Raw genomic sequence first — 20,301 nt, 5'->3', positions numbered from 1 at the left:
CGGGTGCTTGATCGAAGCTCAGAAGCTTGATGTCTTGCAGTGAGCGACTGTTGATTGCGTCCTGGGTCGATGGGCCACTTAAGCTCTATTCATGAAGCCGCGCCTTCAGTGAAGCTTGCCGAATATAAGCGTCTTGTTGGAGAGATACTGGAAGGCATGACAGACGGCTGCGCTCTGTTCGAATTGACGGATAGCGTTACAGTGAATCTCCGCGACTGCTTGCCGATGGAGACACCATGGACCGCGAAACATTCACTGAAAGCCTGACGAAAGACGGTTTCGCAGAGGCCGTCGTTGTGACGCGGGAGGCGAACACTTCGATGGATATTCACCAGCATCCGTTCGAAGCGAAGGCGTTGATTCTGGAAGGCGAGTTACACATCCGCGTGGGTGCAGCAGAGCAGGTGTACAAAGCGGGCGACGTCTTCCATTTGCCGGCCAACAAACCGCACGCAGAGCGCTGTGGTCCGAATGGTGTGACGTATCTGGTGGGAAGGAAGTAGGCGGGTGCCAGTCTGCGGCCAATTCCGAACCAATCCGGCACTGGCAAGGTAACGACGGATTGCGCTCAGAAAGGTGGCGTTCTCAGACCCAGATTTCGAATGACAGGGCCTGCTCACCTCGGCCTCTTTATCTATGGCCTTTGCATAGAAAGCCACGCACAACCGAAGCGCCCGGTTTCCCTGGCAGACCCATCCGCGATGCACGCAGTGCGGAGTGGGAGCGAATGACGGCTGTGTCACAGACCCTAACGGACCGAGGTGTGGTCCGTTTATCGCACCACAATCCCCTCCAAGCCAGGGGACCCACTTAAGAATTAGCGGTGTGGGCCGCTTTCTTTGCTTACTTTCTTTGCGGCGGCAAAGAAAGTAAGTGCCTGCCCCGCACAGGGGCGACACTAATAGACCGACAAGCAAACAAGGAAAGGCCAACACCGGAGGCAAACCGGACAACACCGCCAAAGGCAAAAAAACTCACGCCCCCAACAAAACCCCAGTCCTAAAAGCCCGCGTCCCAGTCACCCGCCCCAACGGCGCCCCAGCCGTCACAAACCGAATCGCGCGCCGCATATAAAGCACACCTTCAGTGTTACTAGACAAAGTTGTGGTCTCATCCGTCAACGGATCGACGATATCGAACAAAGCCTGCCCGACACGAATCGTGTCGCCAATCTTCGCGCGATGAATGAGAATCCCGCTAACCGGCGCATAAAACTGTTCACTGCCAGCGAGCGGCGTAGCGGGCGACAAAAGCTCGGGCAACGGTTTAACAGCATCAACCCGAATCGCCTTGCGCCAAGCCAGATAATCAACCAACGCATCCGCATCTTCCTGCGCAACTTCATAAGACACATCCCGCTGCCCGCGGCACTCCACCGTCACAGCAATCGTCCCGGTAGGCACCGGCTTATCACGGGGCATTTCCTGCTGCAACGTCCACCACAACAAGCTATGCGTCTCATCAAACGCCGCCCCACCTGAATCGGTCGCCAGCAACGAAGCCTGCGCACCCAGATACCGCGACAAAGGCTCAAATTCAGGCCACGCTGCCTCACTGGTATACAGATGCATCGCCGCTTCCAAAGAACAATGCAAATCAATCACCACGTCCGCATCGAATGAAAGCTTCAGCAACGCTAATTGCAGCGATTCAAACTCAGTCAACGGCTTCTGTTCAGCTAACTCGGCAGCAATCAACTCACGAACAATCCGCCTATTCTCCGCAGCATCCGAACCCACAGCCTCCTTCGCCCGCGCCACCAACTTCGGGAACTGCAAGAAATGTCGGTTGAAGTTCTTGCCGCTGCCCAGATCGAAACGCCCCAGAAACTGCCCGAGCACGTACTGCCCGAGTCCAACCGGATTCGCCACCGGCACCAGCACGATTTCCGCATTCAGCGCGCCCTGCTTTTCGAGTTCGAGCAACCGACGCTTGAGTAAAACCGTCGTCAACATCGCCGGCGTTTCATCGGCATGCAGCGACGCCTGAATGTAGATCTTCTGCCCGCTATCCGCAGGGCCAAAGTGAAACGACACCAGTTCGCGGTGCGTGCCGATAGCCGGTGATAGAAGCGGAATCGATTGCTTATTCATGAGCGGATGGTCTGGAGAAGAATAGAAAACGAAAAATCAATTGCCGTACGGATCGAAGTCGAAGTACTTCTTCGCGATCTGCGCGTACGTACCGTCCTTGCGCATCGAAGCAATCGCCTCGTTAATGGACGCCTGCACCGCAGTCTCATCCTTGCGCAAGCCGATGCCCACGCCACGATCGCCCATCGAAAGCGGTTCGCCGACAAACGCAAAGCCCTTCCCCGCCGGCGTGCGCAAAAAGCCATAGTCGGCTTCAACGGATCCGAGCAACGCGCCGTCGAGGCGGCCGTTCTGCAAGTCGGCGAACACCTCATCCTGACTCTTGTATGCGACCACATGCACGCCAAGCGGCGCCCAGTTCTTCAACGCATACCCCTCGAACTGCGTGCCGGACTGCACACCGATCTGTTTGCCGGCCAACGCATTCGTACCGCCCGCGAGCGGCGAACCTTGACGCGCGATCAGCCGCGATTTGAACTGGAACAGCTTCGACGAAAACAGGATCTGTTGCTCGCGCTTTTCAGTAATCGCCATCGACGAAAGAATCGCGTCGATCTTGCGCGCCTGCAACGCGGGAATCATCCCCGAGAACTCAAGTTCGACCCACTGGCAGCGTGCGTGAATTCGCCGGCAGATTTCGTTGCCGAGATCGACGTCGAAGCCTTTGAAGCTGCCATCGGGCGCCTTGGCGTCCATCGGCGGATAGCTCGGGTCGATACCGAGGCGCAGCGTGCCGGAGTCGGCGGCAAACGCACCACTGCTGAAAGCCAGCGCGGCGCTCAAAATCATCAGCGGGATTTTCATGGGAGACGGGTGTGAGTTGGGCGGATTGCTACAGAGCAATCCTATGCCGCCGCCGCGCCTCAAAGAAGGCCCGAAAGTAATATCATGATCACTTTTACCGATCACCGGGATTCTTCATGGCATTGACGATCTCCCAGTTGCGTGCGTTCACCGCCGTGGCCGAGCACGGCAGCATCCGCGCGGCGTCGCGGGCGCTCGGCATTGCCCAGAGCGGTATCACGCAGCAGTTGCAGAATCTCGAATCGATGCTGGGCGCGACCCTGTTCACCCGCACGAATCGCGGTATTGCGCTGACCGCGCTCGGCCAGCGTCTGTTGCAGCGCGCGGGTGCGATCCTCGGCGAATGCGAGCGCGCCGAACAGGAAGTGCAGCAGTTGCGCGGCGACTACGCCGGCGAAGTGACGTTCGGCATGACCACCGAGCCGCTCATCGATGCGCTGGCGCCGGTGCTGATGGAGTTCCGCGCGCGCTTCGAACGGGTCGCGGTGCATTTGCGCACCGGTACGTCGCGGATGATGATTTCGTGGATTCGCGAGGGCACGCTGGATTTCGCTGTCGCGCTGGTGTCGAAACACACTGATACAGCCGATCTGTCCGTCACGCCGCTCTACCCGTCCGATCCGGTGATCGTCTGCCGTCGTGGTCATCCGAAAGCGGGGGCGACGTCGCTTGCCGAACTCGTCGATTGCACGTGGGTGGCTACGCGTTCGCCGAATCTCACTGACGATCCGCAAATCAACCGCCTGAGCCATCTGTTGGAGAGCCACGGCTTGCCGCCGCCGAAAATTATCGCGACGGTCGAAGGTTTGTACGAGACGCTGCATCTGGTTGGCGCGACGGACTGTCTGTCGCTGGAGTCGTCGATCGTGGCGAAGCGCGGGCCGTTTGCAAGCACACTCACGTCGATCAATGTGCGCGAGCGCGCGGTCGAACAGAATGTGTGTCTGCTGCAACGCGCGGCGATTCCCGTCACGCCCGCCGCGCAGGAACTCGCGACGATGATTGCGTCGTACACGCGCACGGTGCGGGCGCGGTAGAGCCGCGCTGACGTCACGGTGCGAGCGCGCTGCAACTCAGCACGTTTGCATCACGCCAGCGTTTCGAGCGCGATCAATTCGTCGATGGTTTGCCGACGCCGGATCAGTCGCGGCCTGCCATTTTCGAGCAACACTTCCGCAGCCAACGGCCGGCTATTGTAATTCGATGACATCGACGCGCCATACGCCCCTACATCGTGAAACACGATGAAGTCCCCTACTTCCGGCGTCCGCATCGAGCGGCTCGTGACGACACCGCCTGCCTCCTGCGTGAACACGTCGCCTGCTTCGCACAACGGCCCGGCGACCGCGAACGATCCCTGCGGGGCATCGCGCAGCGTGCCGTCGCCTTTCACCACCGTCATCTCATGATGGCTGCCGTAAAACGACGGCCTCACCAGATCATTGAAGCCCGCATCGACCAGCGCGAAATGTCGGTTCGGCCGCCGGTTGAGCGCGTGCACCTCGGCAACCAGCACACCCGCTTGCGCGACAAGAAAGCGCCCCGGTTCGATCTCCAGTCTCACGCGATGCCCGAGATGTGCTTCGATCTGCCGCCGCGCTGCGTCCCAAAGGCGGAAATAGTGCTCGACATCGATCCGCGGCTCGCCTTCGCGATACGGCAAGGATAGGCCACCGCCGGCGGAAATGGCTTCGATATCGTGGCCCAAACCTGTCACCGCTTCGACCATCGCATCGCACACACGCGACAGATGTCCATAGTCGACGCCGGAGCCGATATGCATGTGCAATCCGACCAGCTTCAGCCGATATCGCCGCACCATGGCTATCGCCAGTGGCAGATCGTCGAGCCAGATGCCGTGCTTGCTATGCTCTCCGCCCGTGTTGGTCTTGTTGCTGTGCCCATGCCCGAATCCAGGATTGATCCGCAGCCACACGCGATGACCTTCAGGCGCATGCTGCCCAATGCGCTCGAGCATATCGAGCGATCCGGCATTGACGGTGATGCGATGTTTAATCACCGCCGCCAGGGTGGCGTGATCGATGAGATCCGCCGTGAAAACCACACCCTCGGGATCGCCGTCAGCCGTGAAACCCGCCGCGAGACTGCGCGAGATTTCACCCAGCGACACCGCGTCGACCATCGCCCCTGCGTCGCGCATCAGCTTCAGAATGTGCACGTTGGAGCACGCCTTCTGCGCATAGCGGATCACGTCGAAGCTGCGCAGTTCAGCGACGCGCCGCCGGATCACGTCCGCGTCGTAGACCCAAAGGGGCGTGCCGTGCTGTTGGGCCAGCTCAACGAGTTGTTGCGGATCGAAAGTGGTCACGGTGTCGGCGCCCTGTGGCGCAACGTATGTCATGACCGACATGATGCTGAATACGGCATATTCAGTAAAATACCAATTTTTCGCTTATCCATTCATTCCTGATATAGGCAATATGGCACTCACGCATCGGCATATCGAGGTCTTCCGCGCGTTGATGACGGCAGGCAGCGTCACCAAAGCGGCCGAGATGCTCTTCACCTCGCAGCCCACGGTGAGCCGCGAACTCGCACGCATGGAGCAGAGCATCGGCTTTGCCCTGTTCGAGCGCGTGCATGGGCGGCTGCGTCCCACCCTGTCCGCGTTGACGCTGTTCGACGAGATCAAGCGCGCTTATGTCGGGCTTGAACGGGTTGCGTCCACGGCAGCGAGCTTGCGCGAGTTTCAGGGCGGCCAGCTCTCCATCATCGCGTTGCCCGCGTTTTCGCATTCGATTTTGCCGGGTGCATCGAAACGCTTTCACGACGCACAGCCCGGCGTGAGTCTGTCCATCGCGACGCAGGAGTCGCCGTTTCTCGAAGAGTGGCTGACCGCGCAGCGCTACGACCTCGGGTTGACCGAGCACGGCGCGCCGCCGGCCGGAACGCGCCTGACGCCCTTGCTTGAAGTCGACGAAGTCTGTGTGCTGCCCGATGCGCATCCACTGCTTGCAAAGCGCGTGATCGAGCTGAAGGATTTGGCGAATCAGCCTTTTGTGAGCCTGTCGTCGAACGATCCGTACCGGATTCAGATCGACGACGCCTTCGCCCAGGCGGGCATCGCGCGCCGCCAGATGATCGAGACACCCACTGCCGTTTCCGTATGCGGCTTCGTCCGGCAAGGGCTCGGCGTCGCGATCGTCAATCCGCTGACCGCGCTCGATTTTGCGGGCCGCAATCTGCATATACGGCCGCTCGCCGTGTCGTTTCCATTTCGTGTGAGCGTGGTTCATCCGGAGCATCGTCCGAGCCATCCGCTGGCCGGCGCGTTTGTCGAAGCACTGCAAAGCGAGGCAAGCGCGCTGCGACTACAATTGAAACGCCACACGAAGCGCAAGCCATAACGGCGCGGCTCAACGAGCGATCCACACGAGCAACGCAAGACACGCTAACCGTCCCTGACGGCGACCATCGCGCGTTAAATCGAATCCCATCTGTAAGCCAGGGCCCTGGCAGCCGCCGTCATCAACCCGTGGAACATGGACGCGCTTCAATCGAGTACCTGCAGTGCGCTGGACTGCGAACATGCGTGACGTTATGCGCTTTTGCCCAGCATGCAATTTCGACATGCCGTTGAACTATCAACAGGAGTTTCCCAAATGATGAACCGAGACAATCCCGTCTGGTTGATTACAGGTTGTTCTACCGGATTCGGCCGCGAGCTGGCCAAGCTGGTGCTGGAGCGCGGCTGGCGCGCAGTGGTGACGGCGCGCGACCCGTCGAAGGTCGCGGATATCGCCGAAGCCTACGGCGAGCGCGCGCTGGTCCTGCCGCTCGACGTGACGAACCGCGCGCAAATCAAGGACGTGGTGGCGCAAGCGACGCAACGCTTCGGCCGCATCGACGCGCTCGTCAATAACGCCGGCTACGGCTACCTGGCCGCGATAGAAGAAGGCGAGGACGACGAAGTCCGCGCGATGTTCGAGACCAACGTGTTCGGTCTGATCGATCTGACGAAGGCTGTGCTGCCCATCATGCGCGAGCAGCGCAGCGGTTTGATCGTGAATGTGTCGTCGATTGGCGGCCTGTCGAGTTTCGCGGCAACCGGCTATTACCACGCCACCAAATACGCGGTGGAGGGACTCTCCGAGTCGCTGGCGACGGAGGTGAAGCCGCTTGGCATCGGCGTGCTGATTGTCGAGCCCGGTCCGTTCCGCACCAACTGGGCGGGGCCGTCGATCAAAGCGTCGGCCACGGTAATCGACGCCTACGCCGACACTGCCGGCGAACGCCGCAAGCAGACCGCGGCGCGCAGCGGCAAGCAGACCGGCGATCCCGTGCGCGCCGCCCAGGCGATTATCGACGCCGCGCTATCTGACACGCCGCCGCTACGTTTGCTGCTCGGCAAGATCGCGCTTGAACTGGCGCACAAGAAACTGGACTTCATGCGCGGCGACTTTGATGCGTGGGAAGCCACGACCGTGGGCGCGGATTTTCCTGAGGGCGAGCGTTAATCGCGTCGCCTTCTGACGTGCGGTTTATCCGGTGTCTGGACGGCGGGTGGTCGGGCTTAGAACTCGACCAGCGCGAAGTCTTCCTTGCCCACGTCGCAGAGTGGGCAGCGCCAGTCGGCTGGCACATCTGCCCAACGTGTGCCGGGGGCGATGCCTTCTTCCGGCAAACCGGCGGCTTCGTCATAGATCCAGCCGCAGATCACGCAGACCCACTGTTTGAAGTCGTCTGCTGAAGCGGTCGTTTCTACCGCTGCAAGGGGCGTGTCTGTGTGATGGGATGCAGGCGTCTCATCGAGACTCATCACCAGAGGTGCGGCGGTGATTGCGACGTCTTCCGCAAGGCGTGCCTGCAGGCTTTCCAGCAGCCGTTGCGCTTCGGCCTGCGTCAGGTCGATCCAGTACGGATCGCCGGCGCCGTCGTTGAGTCGCTCGGGGGAAAACTGGATTTCTACGGCTACGCCCTTCTTGTACATGGCAAATCGGAATATCGATGGGGCCGGTGGCTAGCGGCGGATTGGGGGCCAGATAGCTGGCATGGGGCCTTGCGGTGGGTTACGCGAAGTGGTTCAGAACGATCGCGGCGATCAGGCCGGCCACGCCGATGAGGCCCAGCAGTTGCAGCAGAGTGAGGGATTTACGCGATGCGGTGGGGATTTGTTGAGTAGGCACAGGGTGTTCTTGAATGCGGAAAAAAGGGAGATTTTACACAAGGTCGGGGTTGGGGTTGGCACATGCCGGTTGGGGGCAAACCCGTGCGCAGTTGGTGTGCGCATTATCGCTGTTTCAGTAGCGCTGATTCCCTACTCGGGGGAGATGGTGTGATTCCCTGCGGGGCGGAATTTGGTTTCGGGTTTTTCTGCTTGCCTACGGCGTTGGTGTTTCTCTATGCCTACGGCGTTTGGTGTTTCATTTCTTATTGGTTTATTAGCGTTCCCCCTGTGCGGGGGGGCACCTACTTTTCTTTGCCAGCCGCAAAGAAAAGTAGGCAAAAGAAAGCGGCTTCAAACCGCTAATTTTTAAGCGGGTCCCCTGGCTTGGAGGGGATCGTGGTGCGATAAACGGATCACACCGTGGTCCATAAGCGGCTGTGACACAGCCGTCATTCGCTCCCACTCCGCACTGCGTGCGTCGCGGACGGGTCTGCCAGGGAAACCAAGCGCTTCGTTTGAGCGCGGTGGGGGCCATCGGCTTCGCCTCGGCGAGGCGCCGAAGAGAACCGCGTGCGTAAAACGTGGCGGAGGTTTGATGAAGTACCGCATCGGCGCGCGCAGCGCCGCCGGAAGCATGACAGCCTGGTCACTCACGAGAGCAGGTGCGCCGGCCCAATCTCTACGGAGCCACGATCCCCTCCAAGCCAGGGGACCCACTTAAGAATTAGCGGTTTGAAGCCGCTTTCTTTTGCCTACTTTTCTTTGCGGCGGCAAAGAAAAGTAGGTGCCCCCCCGCACAGGGGGAACGCTAATAAACCAATAAGCAAACAAGGAAAGGCCAAAGAAGCGAGAACCAGGAAAATGCCGCCGCCAAAGGCAAAAAAACCTCAACTCCTGGCCAACGGCCCCCCCTCCCTAGAATCCCAAAACCGAATCACGGCGGTATCCCCCGTGCCAGCGCCGACAACCTGATCCGGCGCCCCCCCCTCTCGTAGCAAAGCCCGTAGTTCATTGATGACCGGAAACACCTCGTGATTCCAATCCGCGCCTTGGCTATCGTGCGCGCGCTGTTCAGCCTCAACAATCTCGCGATCTTCCTTGAAAATACGTTCCGTGAACCACACCAACAGCGGCCACGCGAGATTCAACACGCCAGGAATACTCGGTTTGCGAATCGACAACAACCCGAACGTGCGGTTCGTGCGCTGCTCGCGATCGAGCGGCACATACACAATCCACAAGTCCATCACCAGCGTCTGCTCGGACGTCCGAATCTGCAACGTCTGATACGGATACTCGGTGCGGATCGTCATCACGTCCTTATCATTGTCGCCGCCAGTTTTACGGCTCTGGCCGAACACAATCGCCTCGCCAATCGGCTGCTGACCCGCCATGCGCGCAAACGTATAGTCGACTTCCACCCAGCCCTCGCCGCGCCGACGCCCCAGCGAACGCGCACGCATCTGCCCCATCTGCCGGCGATGCAGGAACTGATGGTTCATGTCCATCAGATTCTCGTGCATGAACGAGTAGTGACAATTCACCGGGCGGCCAAAACGGCGGGTCTTGTACTTCTTGTCCGAAACGGAACCAAACGCGGGCAGCGGCCGTACTTCAGCCAGAGCAGGGTCGCCCGGGAACACAAAAATCAACCCCTCGACTTCGCGGCACGGGTAAGAGCGCACACCGTTCGGCAGACGCTCGCGGCCCAGATAGGGCACGTCGATGCACTTGCCCGAGCAGTCGTAAGTCCAGCCGTGATAACTGCAACGGATCGATTCGCCATCCACCACACCCTGATGCAACGGCACCTGACGATGCGCGCAGCGGTCCTCAAGCGCGAACGCCTTGCCAGACTCGGTGCGCGCCAGCACGATCGGCTCACCCGCGAACGTCACACCGTGCGTCTTGCCCCGTTTCACCTCATGCGACCACGCAAGCGGATACCAGTAGTCAGGGTGAATGCCGACGCGGCGCAGATCGCGCACAGGCGCGCCATTGATGGCATGCCCCGGCGCGTGCGCCTTCACGGATTCATGGGTGGATGTCTGCGTGGCGCTCTGAGCAGCCGACGCATCGACGAGCGCATCGACGATGTCTTGTTCGAGCGGGGGGACAGCATGCATAGGTCGAGCCTCCGAGCACGAGCGAATAGAAGGTCGCCGCCCCACGTTTGAGGGCAGCATCGTCGCACAGTCTACTCGAACCAGAAACGACTTGGGTTTGGCGGCGGCACTCGAAAACCCTCAATGCCACCCGTCGACGCCACCACCCGCATGCGTCAGGCGCCGCGATCCGCCGCTAGCCTTCGTCGCGCGCCACCAGCCCGGAACGGCGTTGCACACCCCACGAGCGTCCGCCGCGCAGGAATTGCAGCCAGCCCAGCAGCGCGCCGACATGGCGGACCAGCTGAAACGTGAACGGCTCGGCAATCGCCGCGAGGACCGCCATCCACAAGCTGGTGCCGCTGCGCTCGCCAGTCCAGCGGCGGTACAGATGGATGCTCCACAGATAAAACGCGAGATCGATCGCGGTTTTCAGGCCGATCACGCTGAAGATCGATATGACGATTGCCCCGTGGCCGCCGAACAGGAATCCGAGCAGCAGCGCAAACGCGGTCAGCCCGTAGATCGGCTGCATGGTGTCGATCGCCTTGACCGGCAGCATCAGCATGCCCAGCGTGCCGTAGCGCGGGTTGCCGGTCATGTCGCGGTTCCAGTACTGCGTTTGCAGGAAGCCCGCGAACCAGCGGCGGCGCTGCCGCAGGAAACTGCTGAGATTGCCCGGCGCGTCGGTGTGCGCGTGGGCGTCGCCGACCACCCGTACGTCCCAGCCCAGGCCGTGATCGACGGAATAGCGGCGCAGCCGGTGAATCAGCTCGTAGTCTTCGACCAGGCATTGCGGATCGAAACCGCCCACGTCGACCAGCGCGTCGCGCTTGAACGACGCGAACGCGCCCGAAATCAGCAGCAGACTGTCGGCGCGCATCCACGCAAAGCGGGCGATGAAGTTGCGCATGTACTCGTAAGTCTGGAACCACTGGAACACGCGGCCCGACACCGACTTGCCGCAGACCGGCACCAGAATGCCGGCCGCCGCAACCAGCTTCGGCTCGCTGGCGAAAGCGGCACGCATCGCGTAAGTGGCGTCGTCGTCGAGCAGCGTGTCGGCGTCGACGGTCATGACCGTCTCCGTGGTCATCTGCGTAATAGCGGCGTTCAGCGCGCGCGCCTTGCCGGCGTGCGGCACGCGCAACCAGTAGAGATTCGGGTAAAGCGCGCTTGGCGCGCTCAGTACGCCCTCGGCCGCCGCGGTCAGCCCGAAGCGTTCGGTGAGCAGCGCGTGGGTGTGATCGGTGGAACCGTCGTCGGCGATCACGATCTGTGCCGGACCATGCGTCTGGCGCAGCAATGCGGCAAGCGTTACCGGCAACACGGCCGCCTCGTTATGCGACGCGACGATCACGCCCATGCTTGGCAGGCTGCGTTGGTCGTAATCCGGTTCGAGCGGCACCGCGGCCCGCATCAGCGGTAATGTTTTCCACGTGACGAACGCCAGCAGCAAGGTGTCATACACCACGTACGCAATACCCGTGGACCACGCCACCACGCCTTGCAGAAAGAACGCGCGGGCGAATAGCAGCAGCCACAACGCGACGACGCTCAGATGTATCAGCGAGCTCAGCGCCGTAGCGGGACGCGGCAGGATGCGCGGCGATGCCAGGGCCAGCGCCTGTTCCAGAGTTTTCTTCAAGATGACTGCGAAGTCCGTCGATAGTACGGTTGATAAATGAAATGCGACCTGCCGATGCTCACGGCACCATGCGCTTGAGCACGGACTTGCGATCGATCCACTGATGCTTCAGCGCGCCGCCGATATGCATCGCCAGCAACGCATAGAGCGCGTAGCCGAGCCACGTATGCAAGGCGCCGAAGCGGTCATGCAGCGTTTCCTTGAGCGTCGGATCGAGATGCATCACATAGCCGATACGCGGCCATGGGAACAGGTTGAACAGGCGCATCGGATGCGTGGCCGCGTCTTTCCACGCGGAATCGTGCAGCCAGCCCGATAGCGGCAGCGCGATCATCAGGAGGTACAAAAGGAAGTGCGCGACGTGTGCAGCGATCTTCTCCCACGACGGAAACTCGCGCGGCAGCGGCGGCGGCTTGTGCGACATGCGCCACAGAATGCGCATCAGCGCGAGGCCCAGCACCGTAATGCCGATCGACTTGTGGGTATTGACCACCGGGCGCACCCAGTCATCAGGCAAGGAATCCGCGCTCAGGCCGAGCACCACATTGCCGATCATCAACAGCGCAATCAGCCAGTGCAGGACCATTGCGGTGCGGGTATAGCGCGACGGCGGTGACGTGCCGGTCGAGTCGGTGAGGGAGTCGGCGTGAGTATTCATCGGTTGTTCCGTCCACAAATGCGTTTCTGCGAAAGCTGTTTGAAATTCGGCCGTGCCGCTGCACGCCTGATTGCATCGCAGGTTCAAGGCAAACGCCCCAGTTTGCCGTTTTATTCCATCAGGCGCTTAATTGTGTATTTCAGTTTATTTCGTCGACGCCTGGCGTGCAGCGGCCATTACCGCGCCGGGGCCTGTGCCGCCTCGCGCCGCGCGATCAGCGCGGTCGATTCGATCCGCTCATCAAGCCAGCCATTGGTTGCGTGCGCATCCAGTAGCGCCGTGATGCGCGCGACCAGCTCGTCCAGACGCACGCCCAGTCTTTCGCGCGACAGGCTCGACATCGACAGCGGCCGCGCCGTCAGCGATTCGACGGACACCCGCCGCGTTTCGACGATCGATATGCGCTCGAGCGCAGCGAACAGCGATTTCGCCAGGACGACGTCGTGACTCTCCCATTCGTCCGACTTCCGCTGCAGGCGTGCCGGATCGCTTTGTGAGTATTCTTCGAGCAGCGCGCGATAAGGCGCGAGCCAGGGAATGGCCGCATCGGTAACGCTCGCCGTCGAAAACAGGGCAACCGCGCCTTCCGGTTCGATCAGCTCGTTCAGACGCGCCAGCGTATCGGGCCGGTCCATCCAGTGAAACGCACGGCCGATCACCGCCAGCCGGAAGCGCCCCAGCGCCGGCGACAGATCGTACGAACCGCCCTTGCGGTACTCGATATTCGGCGCGATGCCCGAGCCGAGGCGGGCCGCGACGCGCAGCATTTCCGTTTCCGGGTCAAGCGCGAGCCCGGCGCCGATCCACGACGAAAACGCCAGCGACAGTTGCCCAGGCCCACAACCGAGGTCGAGCAACCGATGCGCGTCGCCCAACTGGCATGACTGCGCGACACGACGGATCAGTCGCGGTGAATAGGCGGGGCGACCCGCCAGGTAATGCGCGGCGGTTGTCTTGAAGCGGTCCGGGACAAAGGGGATCGGAGCGGTCATCGGCAGTTCCTGGCAGGCGTGCGGCGGCGGCAGTTGCCATACGGCATACGGCATACCGGAAAGGACGCTATTGTCCCTGTTTGGACGCCGCTCTGTCGCTCACGTCTTTGCCCCCGCCATTCGATCGGATACGGCGAGGGCGCCCACGCTTCGGGGATGCATCAAGGTTTGATGCCCGTATGGCCGCGCAGTTTCCCGCAATTCGACAAATGTCTCCGCCTAGACCGACAACGCCTCGGCCACCCGGACCCGCAGCGTAGGCAACACGTCAGCTTCGAACCACGGATTGCGTTTGAACCACGCGATATTGCGAGGTGAAGGATGCGGCAGCGGGATCACGCCAGGGCCGTACTCGCGCCAGCGCAGCAGCGTATCGGTCAAACTCGGCCCGTAGCCGTCGCCTAAAGCGAAACGTTGCGCGTATTGACCAATCACTACCGTCAGCCGTACCGCTTTCAATTGCGCGAGCAATGCGCGATGCCAATGTGCGGCGCATTCGGGCCGCGGCGGCAGATCGCCACTCGTGCCTCTACCCGGAAAGCAGAAACCCATCGGCACGAGGGCGAATTTCGACGCGTCATAGAACGTTTCGTCGGACACGCCGAGCCAGTTGCGCAAGCGCGCGCCGCTGGCGTCGCTCCATGGAATCCCCGACGCATGCACGCGCGCGCCGGGCGCCTGGCCGATGATCAGCACCCGCGACTCCGCGGATGCAACGACGATCGGCCGTGGTGAATGTGGCAATACCCCGGCGCAGATCGTGCACGCGCGGATCTCGCGAAGCAGCTTATCGAGCGGGATAGTTTGGGTAGCAGTCATGCTATGTGGCATGGGCGCCCACCATCCCTGTCTGCACCGGTTGGCGCGGGTTGTTGGCGCTCATCGAGCGGTTGCGGCAATCCACTACCTTAACTGCTTGAGCAAGCGCCGGTCAATCTTCACTCGCGCCAGGTAGACGAGCGTTCCGACCGCAAGCAAACCTGCGGCGCTCACCGCTTCACGAACCGGTAATGCCCTACACCCCACTCATTCCCATTGGCATAGCCGAACAGTTCGGCGACCGCCATATAAAACATCCGCCACCGCTGAAACCAGATAGCGGCATCGCGCGCGCCATACGTATCCGTCAGCATCGGCATCACACGGTCACGCGCGGCGTCGAGCGCGTCGAGCCAATGATTGGCGGTCCGCTCATAGTGCGTGCCGCTTACCCACCATTGCCGCTCCATCCGCAGATCGTCCTGGAAGTTCAGCAACAGCCCTTCTGACGGCATCGTGCCGCCGGTGAAGAAGTACTTTGACATCCAGTCGCCGCCGTCCCGCACCTGGAAGTGATACGCGAGCGTGCGATGCACGAAAATATGGACGAACAGCTTGGCATCGTCGCGCATCCAGCGCGCGATCTTCGCGAGCAGCAGCCCGTAATTCTTCATATGCTCGAACATCTCGATCGACACCACACGGTCGAAGCCGCCACCCAGCTGCGCATCGTCGAATTCGAAATCGACCACGTTGCCCGTCACCACCGAGACGTTATGCAATCCGCGCTCAGCGGCACACGCTTCGATAAACGCGCGCTGCCCATGCGAATTCGAAAGCGCGACGATCTGTGCCTGCGGATAGCGCGCCGCCAGCCATAACGACAACGAACCCCAACCGCAGCCGAGATCGAGAATCCGCTGACCGTCGGCCAGTTTCGCACGTTCGGCATACTGTTCGAGCATCGCCGCCTCGGCCTGGGCGAGCGTCTCCGTGCCGCTCGGATACAGGCAGCACGAGTACTTCAGATGCGGCCCGAGATGCGCATGGAAAAACGCTGCGGGCACTTCGTAATGCTGCGAATTGGCCGCCTGGGTTTCGATGGCAATTGGACTGGCGCGCAGTTCGTCCAGCAGGCGATTGAGCCGCTGTGCGCGCAGTTCGCCATCATCCACGGCTTCGTCGCGCAAGCGCTGACGGATCAACTGACGCATGCCGAAGCGGATCACGCTATCAGGTAGCCAACCGCGTTCGCAGCGCTGGATCAACCAGCCGTCGCCGGGTTCGGCGGGCGACGTCGGCGGCATGGTGTGGTCGGTCGTGGAAAGGCTCATCACGCAGGCTCCTCTAGACGCTTAGTTTTTCTAACTGTTCGGATTTGACCTCAATGCTTAATCCCGTGGCGGCCACGGAATCAGCGCGCTGGTGGTACGCATGTAATCGGCGTAACCGGCGCGCCGTTTCGCCATGCTCTCTTCGAGCAGCGGGATGCCGGAGAGCTTCAGCAACAACCACGCCATCAGCACTGGTGGCAATAACGTGAACCAACCCCACGGCGTGCCGATCGACAGCGCGAGATACGCAAGCCAATGCACGCATTCGAAGAAGTAATTCGGATGCCGCGAATAGCGCCACAGTCCCACCCGGCAGACGGTGTCGTGATTGGCCGGATCGCCCCTGAAATCGCGTAGTTGCCGGTCAGCGGCGCCTTCACCCGTCACCGAGACGATCCACAGCACCACGGCCAGCACACTAGAGGCCGCCGCCGGTGCACTTGTCCGGTACGACGGCACCAGAAACGCAATCGACAGCAGCATCGAAATCACGACTTGCAACTGAAAAAACCAGAACATCCTGCTCGCCGCCTTGTCGCCCCATTCTTCGCGAAAGCGGCGATAGCGCGCGTCTTCCACTTTGCCGTAATTGCGATTCCACAGATGCGTGCCGAGGCGCATGCCCCACAGCAAACCGCCCAGCCCACTCAACGCACGGCTCAGCGGATGGCCGGTGCCGAGCACCGCATACAGCACCGCTACCGCACCGAGCGAATAAGCCCAGACAGGGTCGACCATGCCGGCGTTCCCGGTCTTCAGTTGCCATGCCCAGACCGCGCTGAAGATGACGACGAGCGCGATCAGGGCGACTACGGTGGCCATGAGTGGCGACAGCGACATGGCGTCCTCATTCAATGACGATCAGGTTTATACGCGGCGCCGACGGCATCGGATGCGCATCCCACACGGAACAGGGTTTTCGGCGCGCTGGCCCGTCGAAACGCCGCTCGTCGCGCGAACGCGAACGCGAACCGAAGACGTTTTCCCGTTTGAAGGCTTTTTCAGCAGAACATAAGCCGCGATATATGCACGAGCAGCGGTGCCGGCCGGATAGCGCTATCGTGTCGGCAACACCGTTCGAATCGGATATCACTCATGCCGACCCGCTTTAACGCGGCTTTCACCGCCTTACTCGCCGCCGCGCTGTTCGGCGCGACCACGCCGCTCGCCAAGGCGCTGCTCGGCTCGCTGTCGCCGTTTCTGCTCGCCGGATTGTTCTACCTCGGCAGCGGCGCCGGTCTTGCCGCTGTGATCCTCGCGCGGCGTCTGCGCGGCCATGCCGGCCGCCAGCAGGCCGGTCACAACCATTTCCCGTTGGGCGAAGTCCCGTGGCTCGCCGGCGCGATTGCCGCTGGCGGTGTTGCCGGCCCCGCGCTTCTGATGCTGGGTCTGAAAACGACGCCGGCCGCCACCGGCTCGCTGCTGCTGAATCTGGAAGGCGTCTTCACCGCGTTGATTGCGTGGATCGTGTTTCGCGAAAACGTCGACGTGCAGGTGTTTCTGGGCATGGCGGCAATCGTGGCGGGCGGCGCGGCGTTATCGTGGCAGCCCGGCGCGGCCGGCCTGCCACCGGGCACGCTGCTGCTGGCCGCGGCATGCGCGTGTTGGGCCGTCGACAACAATCTGACCCGCAAAGTGTCCACGCACGACGCCATGTTCATCGCTTGCATAAAAGGGCTGGTGGCCGGTTCGGTCAACGTGGCGCTCGCGCTCACCCTCGGCGCCGCGTGGCCGAAGGCCGTCACCGTCGCGTTGGCCATGTTGACGGGCTTTGCCGGCTACGGCGTGAGTCTCGCGCTGTTCGTCGTCGCGCTGCGCAATCTCGGCACCGCGCGTACTGGCGCCTATTTCTCGGTGGCGCCGCTGTTTGGCGTCACGCTGTCCTGGTTGCTCTGGCCCGAAATGCCGCCGCCCCTGTTCTGGGTCGCGGCCGCCTTGATGACGCTGGGCGTCTGGCTGCACATCCGTGAACGTCATGAGCACCCGCATACGCACGATCCGCTGGACCACACGCACCGTCATCGGCATGACGCGCATCATCAGCACGAGCACGATTTCGCGTGGGACGGCAACGAGCCGCACACCCATGCGCACCACCACGCGCCGGTGACCCACGCGCACGCGCATTTCCCCGACATTCATCATCGACATTCGCATTGATTTCCTGCGCCATCGCGCGGCGCGGGTATTTGCGGCACTGCAAGACAAAAATCTCTGTGAAACAAATCGTGCGATAGACCGATTCAATTGGCATCGCCGCGGATCGCATCCTGTAATGAAACTCCTGCTGGTCCGCGATTCATCCTGGCTGTCCGCCGGCGCCTCCTGGAGAAATTCATGTCCCAACCCGAGCCTAACGTTGACGAAGTCGTGAAAAGCATTGCAGAGGAAACCGACACGCCCGCTGAAACGGTCTCGAAGATGTATGCAGACACCCTCGCCGACTATCGGCACGACGCGCGCGTGTTCGACTACGTGCCACTTTTCGCGGCGAAGAAAGTACGCGATCAACTGCGGCACACGTCGAAGCACGAACACTGATACGGCCGCGCGCGGAGACCACCGCCTGCTCATTACCACATTGCATGAATCCGCGTGGCGCGCACATTGATTTGCGCGACGCGCGCCGAATTATTTTTCCCGCTGCTAGACTCTGACCCGGATACTTCGACTCGGGGGAGTTGGCATGCGGGTGACAATCGTAGGTGCGGGTATTGCAGGCTTGAGTACGGCGTGGTCTCTCACGAAGCTGGGCCACGACATCACACTGATCGAGCAGGGCGCGATTCCGAATCCGCTTGCCGCATCAGGCGACCGGCATCGGATGATCCGTCGCGCATACGGCGATGCCGATGGCTACGCGCGCACGATTGCGGAAGCGCACGATAGCTGGGACCTGTTGTGGAATGATCTCGGCGTGTCCCACTATGCCAATTGCGGGGTGCTCGGCATTTCGCAATACCCGGGCGACGGCGCCGAACTGTTCCGCGCCGGCCTCGACCGGATGGAATTCGCCTACGAACGGCTCGACCCGCGCGAAGCGGCCGAGCGTTATCCGTTTCTCGATCCAGCCACCTTTCGCTACGCTTACCTCGATCATGACGGCGGGGCGCTATTCAGCGAGCACATTGCACGCGACGTCAAGGCGTGGCTCAAGATGCGCGGCGCCGAAGTCCGCATGCATGCCAAAGCGGTCCACGTCGATCCACAAACGGCCTCGGTGCGCCTCGAAGACGACACCGTTGTACGCGGCGACAAGCTTGTGGTCACCGCCGGCGCCTGGACTTCGCGGCTATTCCCCGCGCTAGCCGAAAGCCTGATGACGTATCGCAACGTGGTCGCCTATATGGAGCCGCCCGCGGATCTGGAAGAGGCGTGGTCGAATGCGCCGGCGATCGTCGATATCGGCGGTGAAAGCGGCGCGTATGTGTTGCCGCCCATCGACGGCGTCGGCCTCAAATTCGGCGCGAGCATACTGAAGACGCGCGCGGACGATCCCGATGCGGATCGCGTCGCCGCGCCCGCCGAAGGCGAGCGGTTGCGCAGCCTGTTCTCGCCGCCTTTCAGCCGTATCGCTGAGTACACGGTGAGCGAGATAAAAACCTGCGCCTACACGTTCACGGCGGATCAACGTTTCTTTTCGAAGCAGATCGGCAATACGCTGGTGGTATCGGCGTGCTCAGGCCACGGCTATAAATTCGGCGCCGCTGTCGGGCAGCGGATTGCGCAGGCGCTGGATACGAACGACGACGCCATGCTCGCAAGCTGGCTGAGAGCCGAAACGGTTTAGCAAAGCGTCGTATGTGCAGGGTGGTGGATTCGGGCAGGAAGGCGGTAGTCCACGCTCGTGGCTCCATATTCTGATCGCATGGTGGATCTAACAATGGCGCCACAATTTTCTTATGCTGACGGTTGCTGAATCGCCGCCACCCTGAATAAACATGGAACCGCACTCATGCCCGAATCGCTTCAGATCCGCCCCGTCACGCCTGACGACTTCGACGCATGGCTGCCGCTATGGGATGCCTACAACGCGTTCTACGGCCGTTCGGGTGAAACCGCATTGCCACGGGACATCACGAAGATCACGTGGGGCCGCTTCTTCGACGGCTACGAGCCGATGCATGCCATGGTGGCCGAGCGCAATGGCCAATTGGTCGGCATCGTGCACTTCCTGTATCACCGTCACACGACCATGGCGGGACCGACCTGCTATCTGCAAGACCTCTATACGCTCGACAGCGAACGCGGCAAGGGTGTCGGCCGCGCATTGATCGAAGCGGTGTATGAGCGCGCCAAGGCGGACGGTGCGCAACGCGTCTACTGGCAGACGCATGAAACGAATCAGACCGCCATGAAGCTTTACGACAAGGTCGCTAGCCACTCGGGCTTCGTGGTGTATCGCAAGGAACTCTGAGTTGGAGGGTGCGCGGCCGGCGCGCCCTTCGTCTTCCTGCTATTGCGGTACGGCTACATCACCACCCACCAGACGCATCACACTCTCAAGCCTCAAGCTGTTCCAGCACTTTGCAATTGGTCTCGATGCCGAGAAAATGCACCGCGATCGCCGCGAGGAGCGGCACCGCTGCAAGAATGTAGAACGCGACTTCCGGGTTGCCGCCGATCATCGTCTTCGACACGACTCTTTGATCAACGAACCGCCATCCTGCCTGCGGAGCCAATTCCAATAAGAATTTGACAAACCGAACTTCTGATCTCATGGTCCAGGCCCAAACGGGTCGGTCTTTGGCACTGGGTTCCCACCCACGTAAGCATACGC

At 61.4% G+C, this 20,301-nt stretch carries 20 protein-coding genes; 8 read left to right on the top strand and 12 right to left on the bottom strand.

What is annotated here, in order from left to right:
- The first annotated feature begins 236 nt into the window (after positions 1 to 236).
- Positions 237 to 503: a cupin domain-containing protein gene (locus PQR27_RS33170; RefSeq protein WP_408527774.1), complete on the top strand. Its 267-nt coding sequence runs from the start codon at positions 237 to 239 to the stop codon at positions 501 to 503.
- Positions 504 to 974: 471 nt separating this feature from the next.
- Here PQR27_RS33170 and PQR27_RS33165 read toward each other — a convergent pair whose 3' ends face one another.
- Together PQR27_RS33165 and PQR27_RS33160 are read right to left on the bottom strand one after the other, a co-directional pair.
- Entirely contained in the window at positions 975 to 2,093 is a 1,119-nt protein-coding gene (locus PQR27_RS33165) for a succinylglutamate desuccinylase/aspartoacylase family protein (protein ID WP_408527773.1), read from the bottom strand.
- A gap of 36 nt (positions 2,094 to 2,129) precedes the next feature.
- Positions 2,130 to 2,897, bottom strand: coding sequence for a transporter substrate-binding domain-containing protein (locus PQR27_RS33160; protein WP_408527772.1), 768 nt, complete (start codon positions 2,895 to 2,897; stop codon positions 2,130 to 2,132).
- 116 nt (positions 2,898 to 3,013) lie between these two features.
- On the opposite strand from PQR27_RS33160, the gene PQR27_RS33155 reads away from it, so the two are divergent.
- Positions 3,014 to 3,934 carry a LysR substrate-binding domain-containing protein gene (locus PQR27_RS33155; RefSeq protein WP_408527771.1) on the top strand — a complete coding sequence of 307 codons (921 nt, stop codon included), beginning with the start codon at positions 3,014 to 3,016 and terminating at the stop codon, positions 3,932 to 3,934.
- A 50-nt stretch (positions 3,935 to 3,984) separates the two neighbouring features.
- On the opposite strand, the gene lysA is transcribed toward PQR27_RS33155, so the two are convergent.
- Positions 3,985 to 5,259, bottom strand: a complete 1,275-nt coding sequence (gene lysA / locus PQR27_RS33150) for a diaminopimelate decarboxylase (RefSeq protein ID WP_408528378.1) — start codon at positions 5,257 to 5,259, stop codon at positions 3,985 to 3,987.
- A gap of 79 nt (positions 5,260 to 5,338) precedes the next feature.
- Between lysA and PQR27_RS33145 the strand changes: the two genes are divergently transcribed.
- Positions 5,339 to 6,265, top strand: a complete 927-nt coding sequence (locus PQR27_RS33145; protein WP_408527770.1) for a LysR family transcriptional regulator — start codon at positions 5,339 to 5,341, stop codon at positions 6,263 to 6,265.
- 255 nt (positions 6,266 to 6,520) lie between these two features.
- Entirely contained in the window at positions 6,521 to 7,375 is an 855-nt protein-coding gene (locus PQR27_RS33140) for an oxidoreductase (protein ID WP_408527769.1), read from the top strand.
- A gap of 56 nt (positions 7,376 to 7,431) precedes the next feature.
- Here PQR27_RS33140 and PQR27_RS33135 read toward each other — a convergent pair whose 3' ends face one another.
- From PQR27_RS33135 to PQR27_RS33100, 8 genes are all read right to left on the bottom strand, one after another.
- Positions 7,432 to 7,848, bottom strand: a complete 417-nt coding sequence (locus tag PQR27_RS33135) for a rubredoxin (RefSeq protein ID WP_408527768.1) — start codon at positions 7,846 to 7,848, stop codon at positions 7,432 to 7,434.
- A 1,064-nt stretch (positions 7,849 to 8,912) separates the two neighbouring features.
- Complete coding sequence (locus tag PQR27_RS33130) at positions 8,913 to 10,151, bottom strand: Rieske 2Fe-2S domain-containing protein (RefSeq protein WP_408527767.1); 1,239 nt, start codon at positions 10,149 to 10,151, stop codon at positions 8,913 to 8,915.
- A gap of 175 nt (positions 10,152 to 10,326) precedes the next feature.
- On the bottom strand, positions 10,327 to 11,778 hold the full coding sequence (locus PQR27_RS33125; protein ID WP_408527766.1) for a glycosyltransferase family 2 protein: 1,452 nt from the start codon (positions 11,776 to 11,778) through the stop codon (positions 10,327 to 10,329).
- Between the two features lie 58 nt (positions 11,779 to 11,836).
- Positions 11,837 to 12,436: a cytochrome b gene (locus tag PQR27_RS33120; RefSeq protein WP_408527765.1), complete on the bottom strand. Its 600-nt coding sequence runs from the start codon at positions 12,434 to 12,436 to the stop codon at positions 11,837 to 11,839.
- A 176-nt stretch (positions 12,437 to 12,612) separates the two neighbouring features.
- Positions 12,613 to 13,428, bottom strand: coding sequence for a class I SAM-dependent methyltransferase (locus PQR27_RS33115; protein ID WP_408527764.1), 816 nt, complete (start codon positions 13,426 to 13,428; stop codon positions 12,613 to 12,615).
- 219 nt (positions 13,429 to 13,647) lie between these two features.
- Positions 13,648 to 14,247 (bottom strand): uracil-DNA glycosylase family protein, encoded by a 600-nt coding sequence (locus tag PQR27_RS33110; protein WP_408527763.1) that lies wholly within the window; start codon positions 14,245 to 14,247, stop codon positions 13,648 to 13,650.
- Positions 14,248 to 14,417: 170 nt separating this feature from the next.
- Positions 14,418 to 15,521: an SAM-dependent methyltransferase gene (locus PQR27_RS33105; RefSeq protein ID WP_408527762.1), complete on the bottom strand. Its 1,104-nt coding sequence runs from the start codon at positions 15,519 to 15,521 to the stop codon at positions 14,418 to 14,420.
- 57 nt (positions 15,522 to 15,578) lie between these two features.
- Positions 15,579 to 16,355, bottom strand: coding sequence for a DUF1295 domain-containing protein (locus PQR27_RS33100; RefSeq protein WP_408528377.1), 777 nt, complete (start codon positions 16,353 to 16,355; stop codon positions 15,579 to 15,581).
- 261 nt (positions 16,356 to 16,616) lie between these two features.
- Between PQR27_RS33100 and PQR27_RS33095 the strand changes: the two genes are divergently transcribed.
- The 4 genes from PQR27_RS33095 (at position 16,617) to PQR27_RS33080 (ending at position 19,938) form a co-directional block, all read left to right on the top strand.
- Positions 16,617 to 17,681: a DMT family transporter gene (locus PQR27_RS33095; protein ID WP_408527761.1), complete on the top strand. Its 1,065-nt coding sequence runs from the start codon at positions 16,617 to 16,619 to the stop codon at positions 17,679 to 17,681.
- Positions 17,682 to 17,858: 177 nt separating this feature from the next.
- Complete coding sequence (locus PQR27_RS33090; RefSeq protein WP_408527760.1) at positions 17,859 to 18,062, top strand: DUF3562 domain-containing protein; 204 nt, start codon at positions 17,859 to 17,861, stop codon at positions 18,060 to 18,062.
- Between the two features lie 145 nt (positions 18,063 to 18,207).
- Positions 18,208 to 19,311 (top strand): FAD-dependent oxidoreductase, encoded by a 1,104-nt coding sequence (locus tag PQR27_RS33085; protein WP_408527759.1) that lies wholly within the window; start codon positions 18,208 to 18,210, stop codon positions 19,309 to 19,311.
- 165 nt (positions 19,312 to 19,476) lie between these two features.
- Positions 19,477 to 19,938, top strand: a complete 462-nt coding sequence (locus tag PQR27_RS33080; RefSeq protein WP_408527758.1) for a GNAT family N-acetyltransferase — start codon at positions 19,477 to 19,479, stop codon at positions 19,936 to 19,938.
- A gap of 85 nt (positions 19,939 to 20,023) precedes the next feature.
- Here the strand turns inward: PQR27_RS33080 and PQR27_RS33075 are convergent, their stop codons facing one another.
- Positions 20,024 to 20,161, bottom strand: a complete 138-nt coding sequence (locus tag PQR27_RS33075) for a hypothetical protein (RefSeq protein WP_408528419.1) — start codon at positions 20,159 to 20,161, stop codon at positions 20,024 to 20,026.
- Between the last annotated feature and the right edge of the window lie 140 nt (positions 20,162 to 20,301).

This window comes from Paraburkholderia fungorum (assembly GCF_046027215.1).
GTDB classification, from domain to species: domain Bacteria; phylum Pseudomonadota; class Gammaproteobacteria; order Burkholderiales; family Burkholderiaceae; genus Paraburkholderia; species Paraburkholderia fungorum_D.
This window is presented reverse-complemented; position numbering and strand designations above follow the sequence as displayed.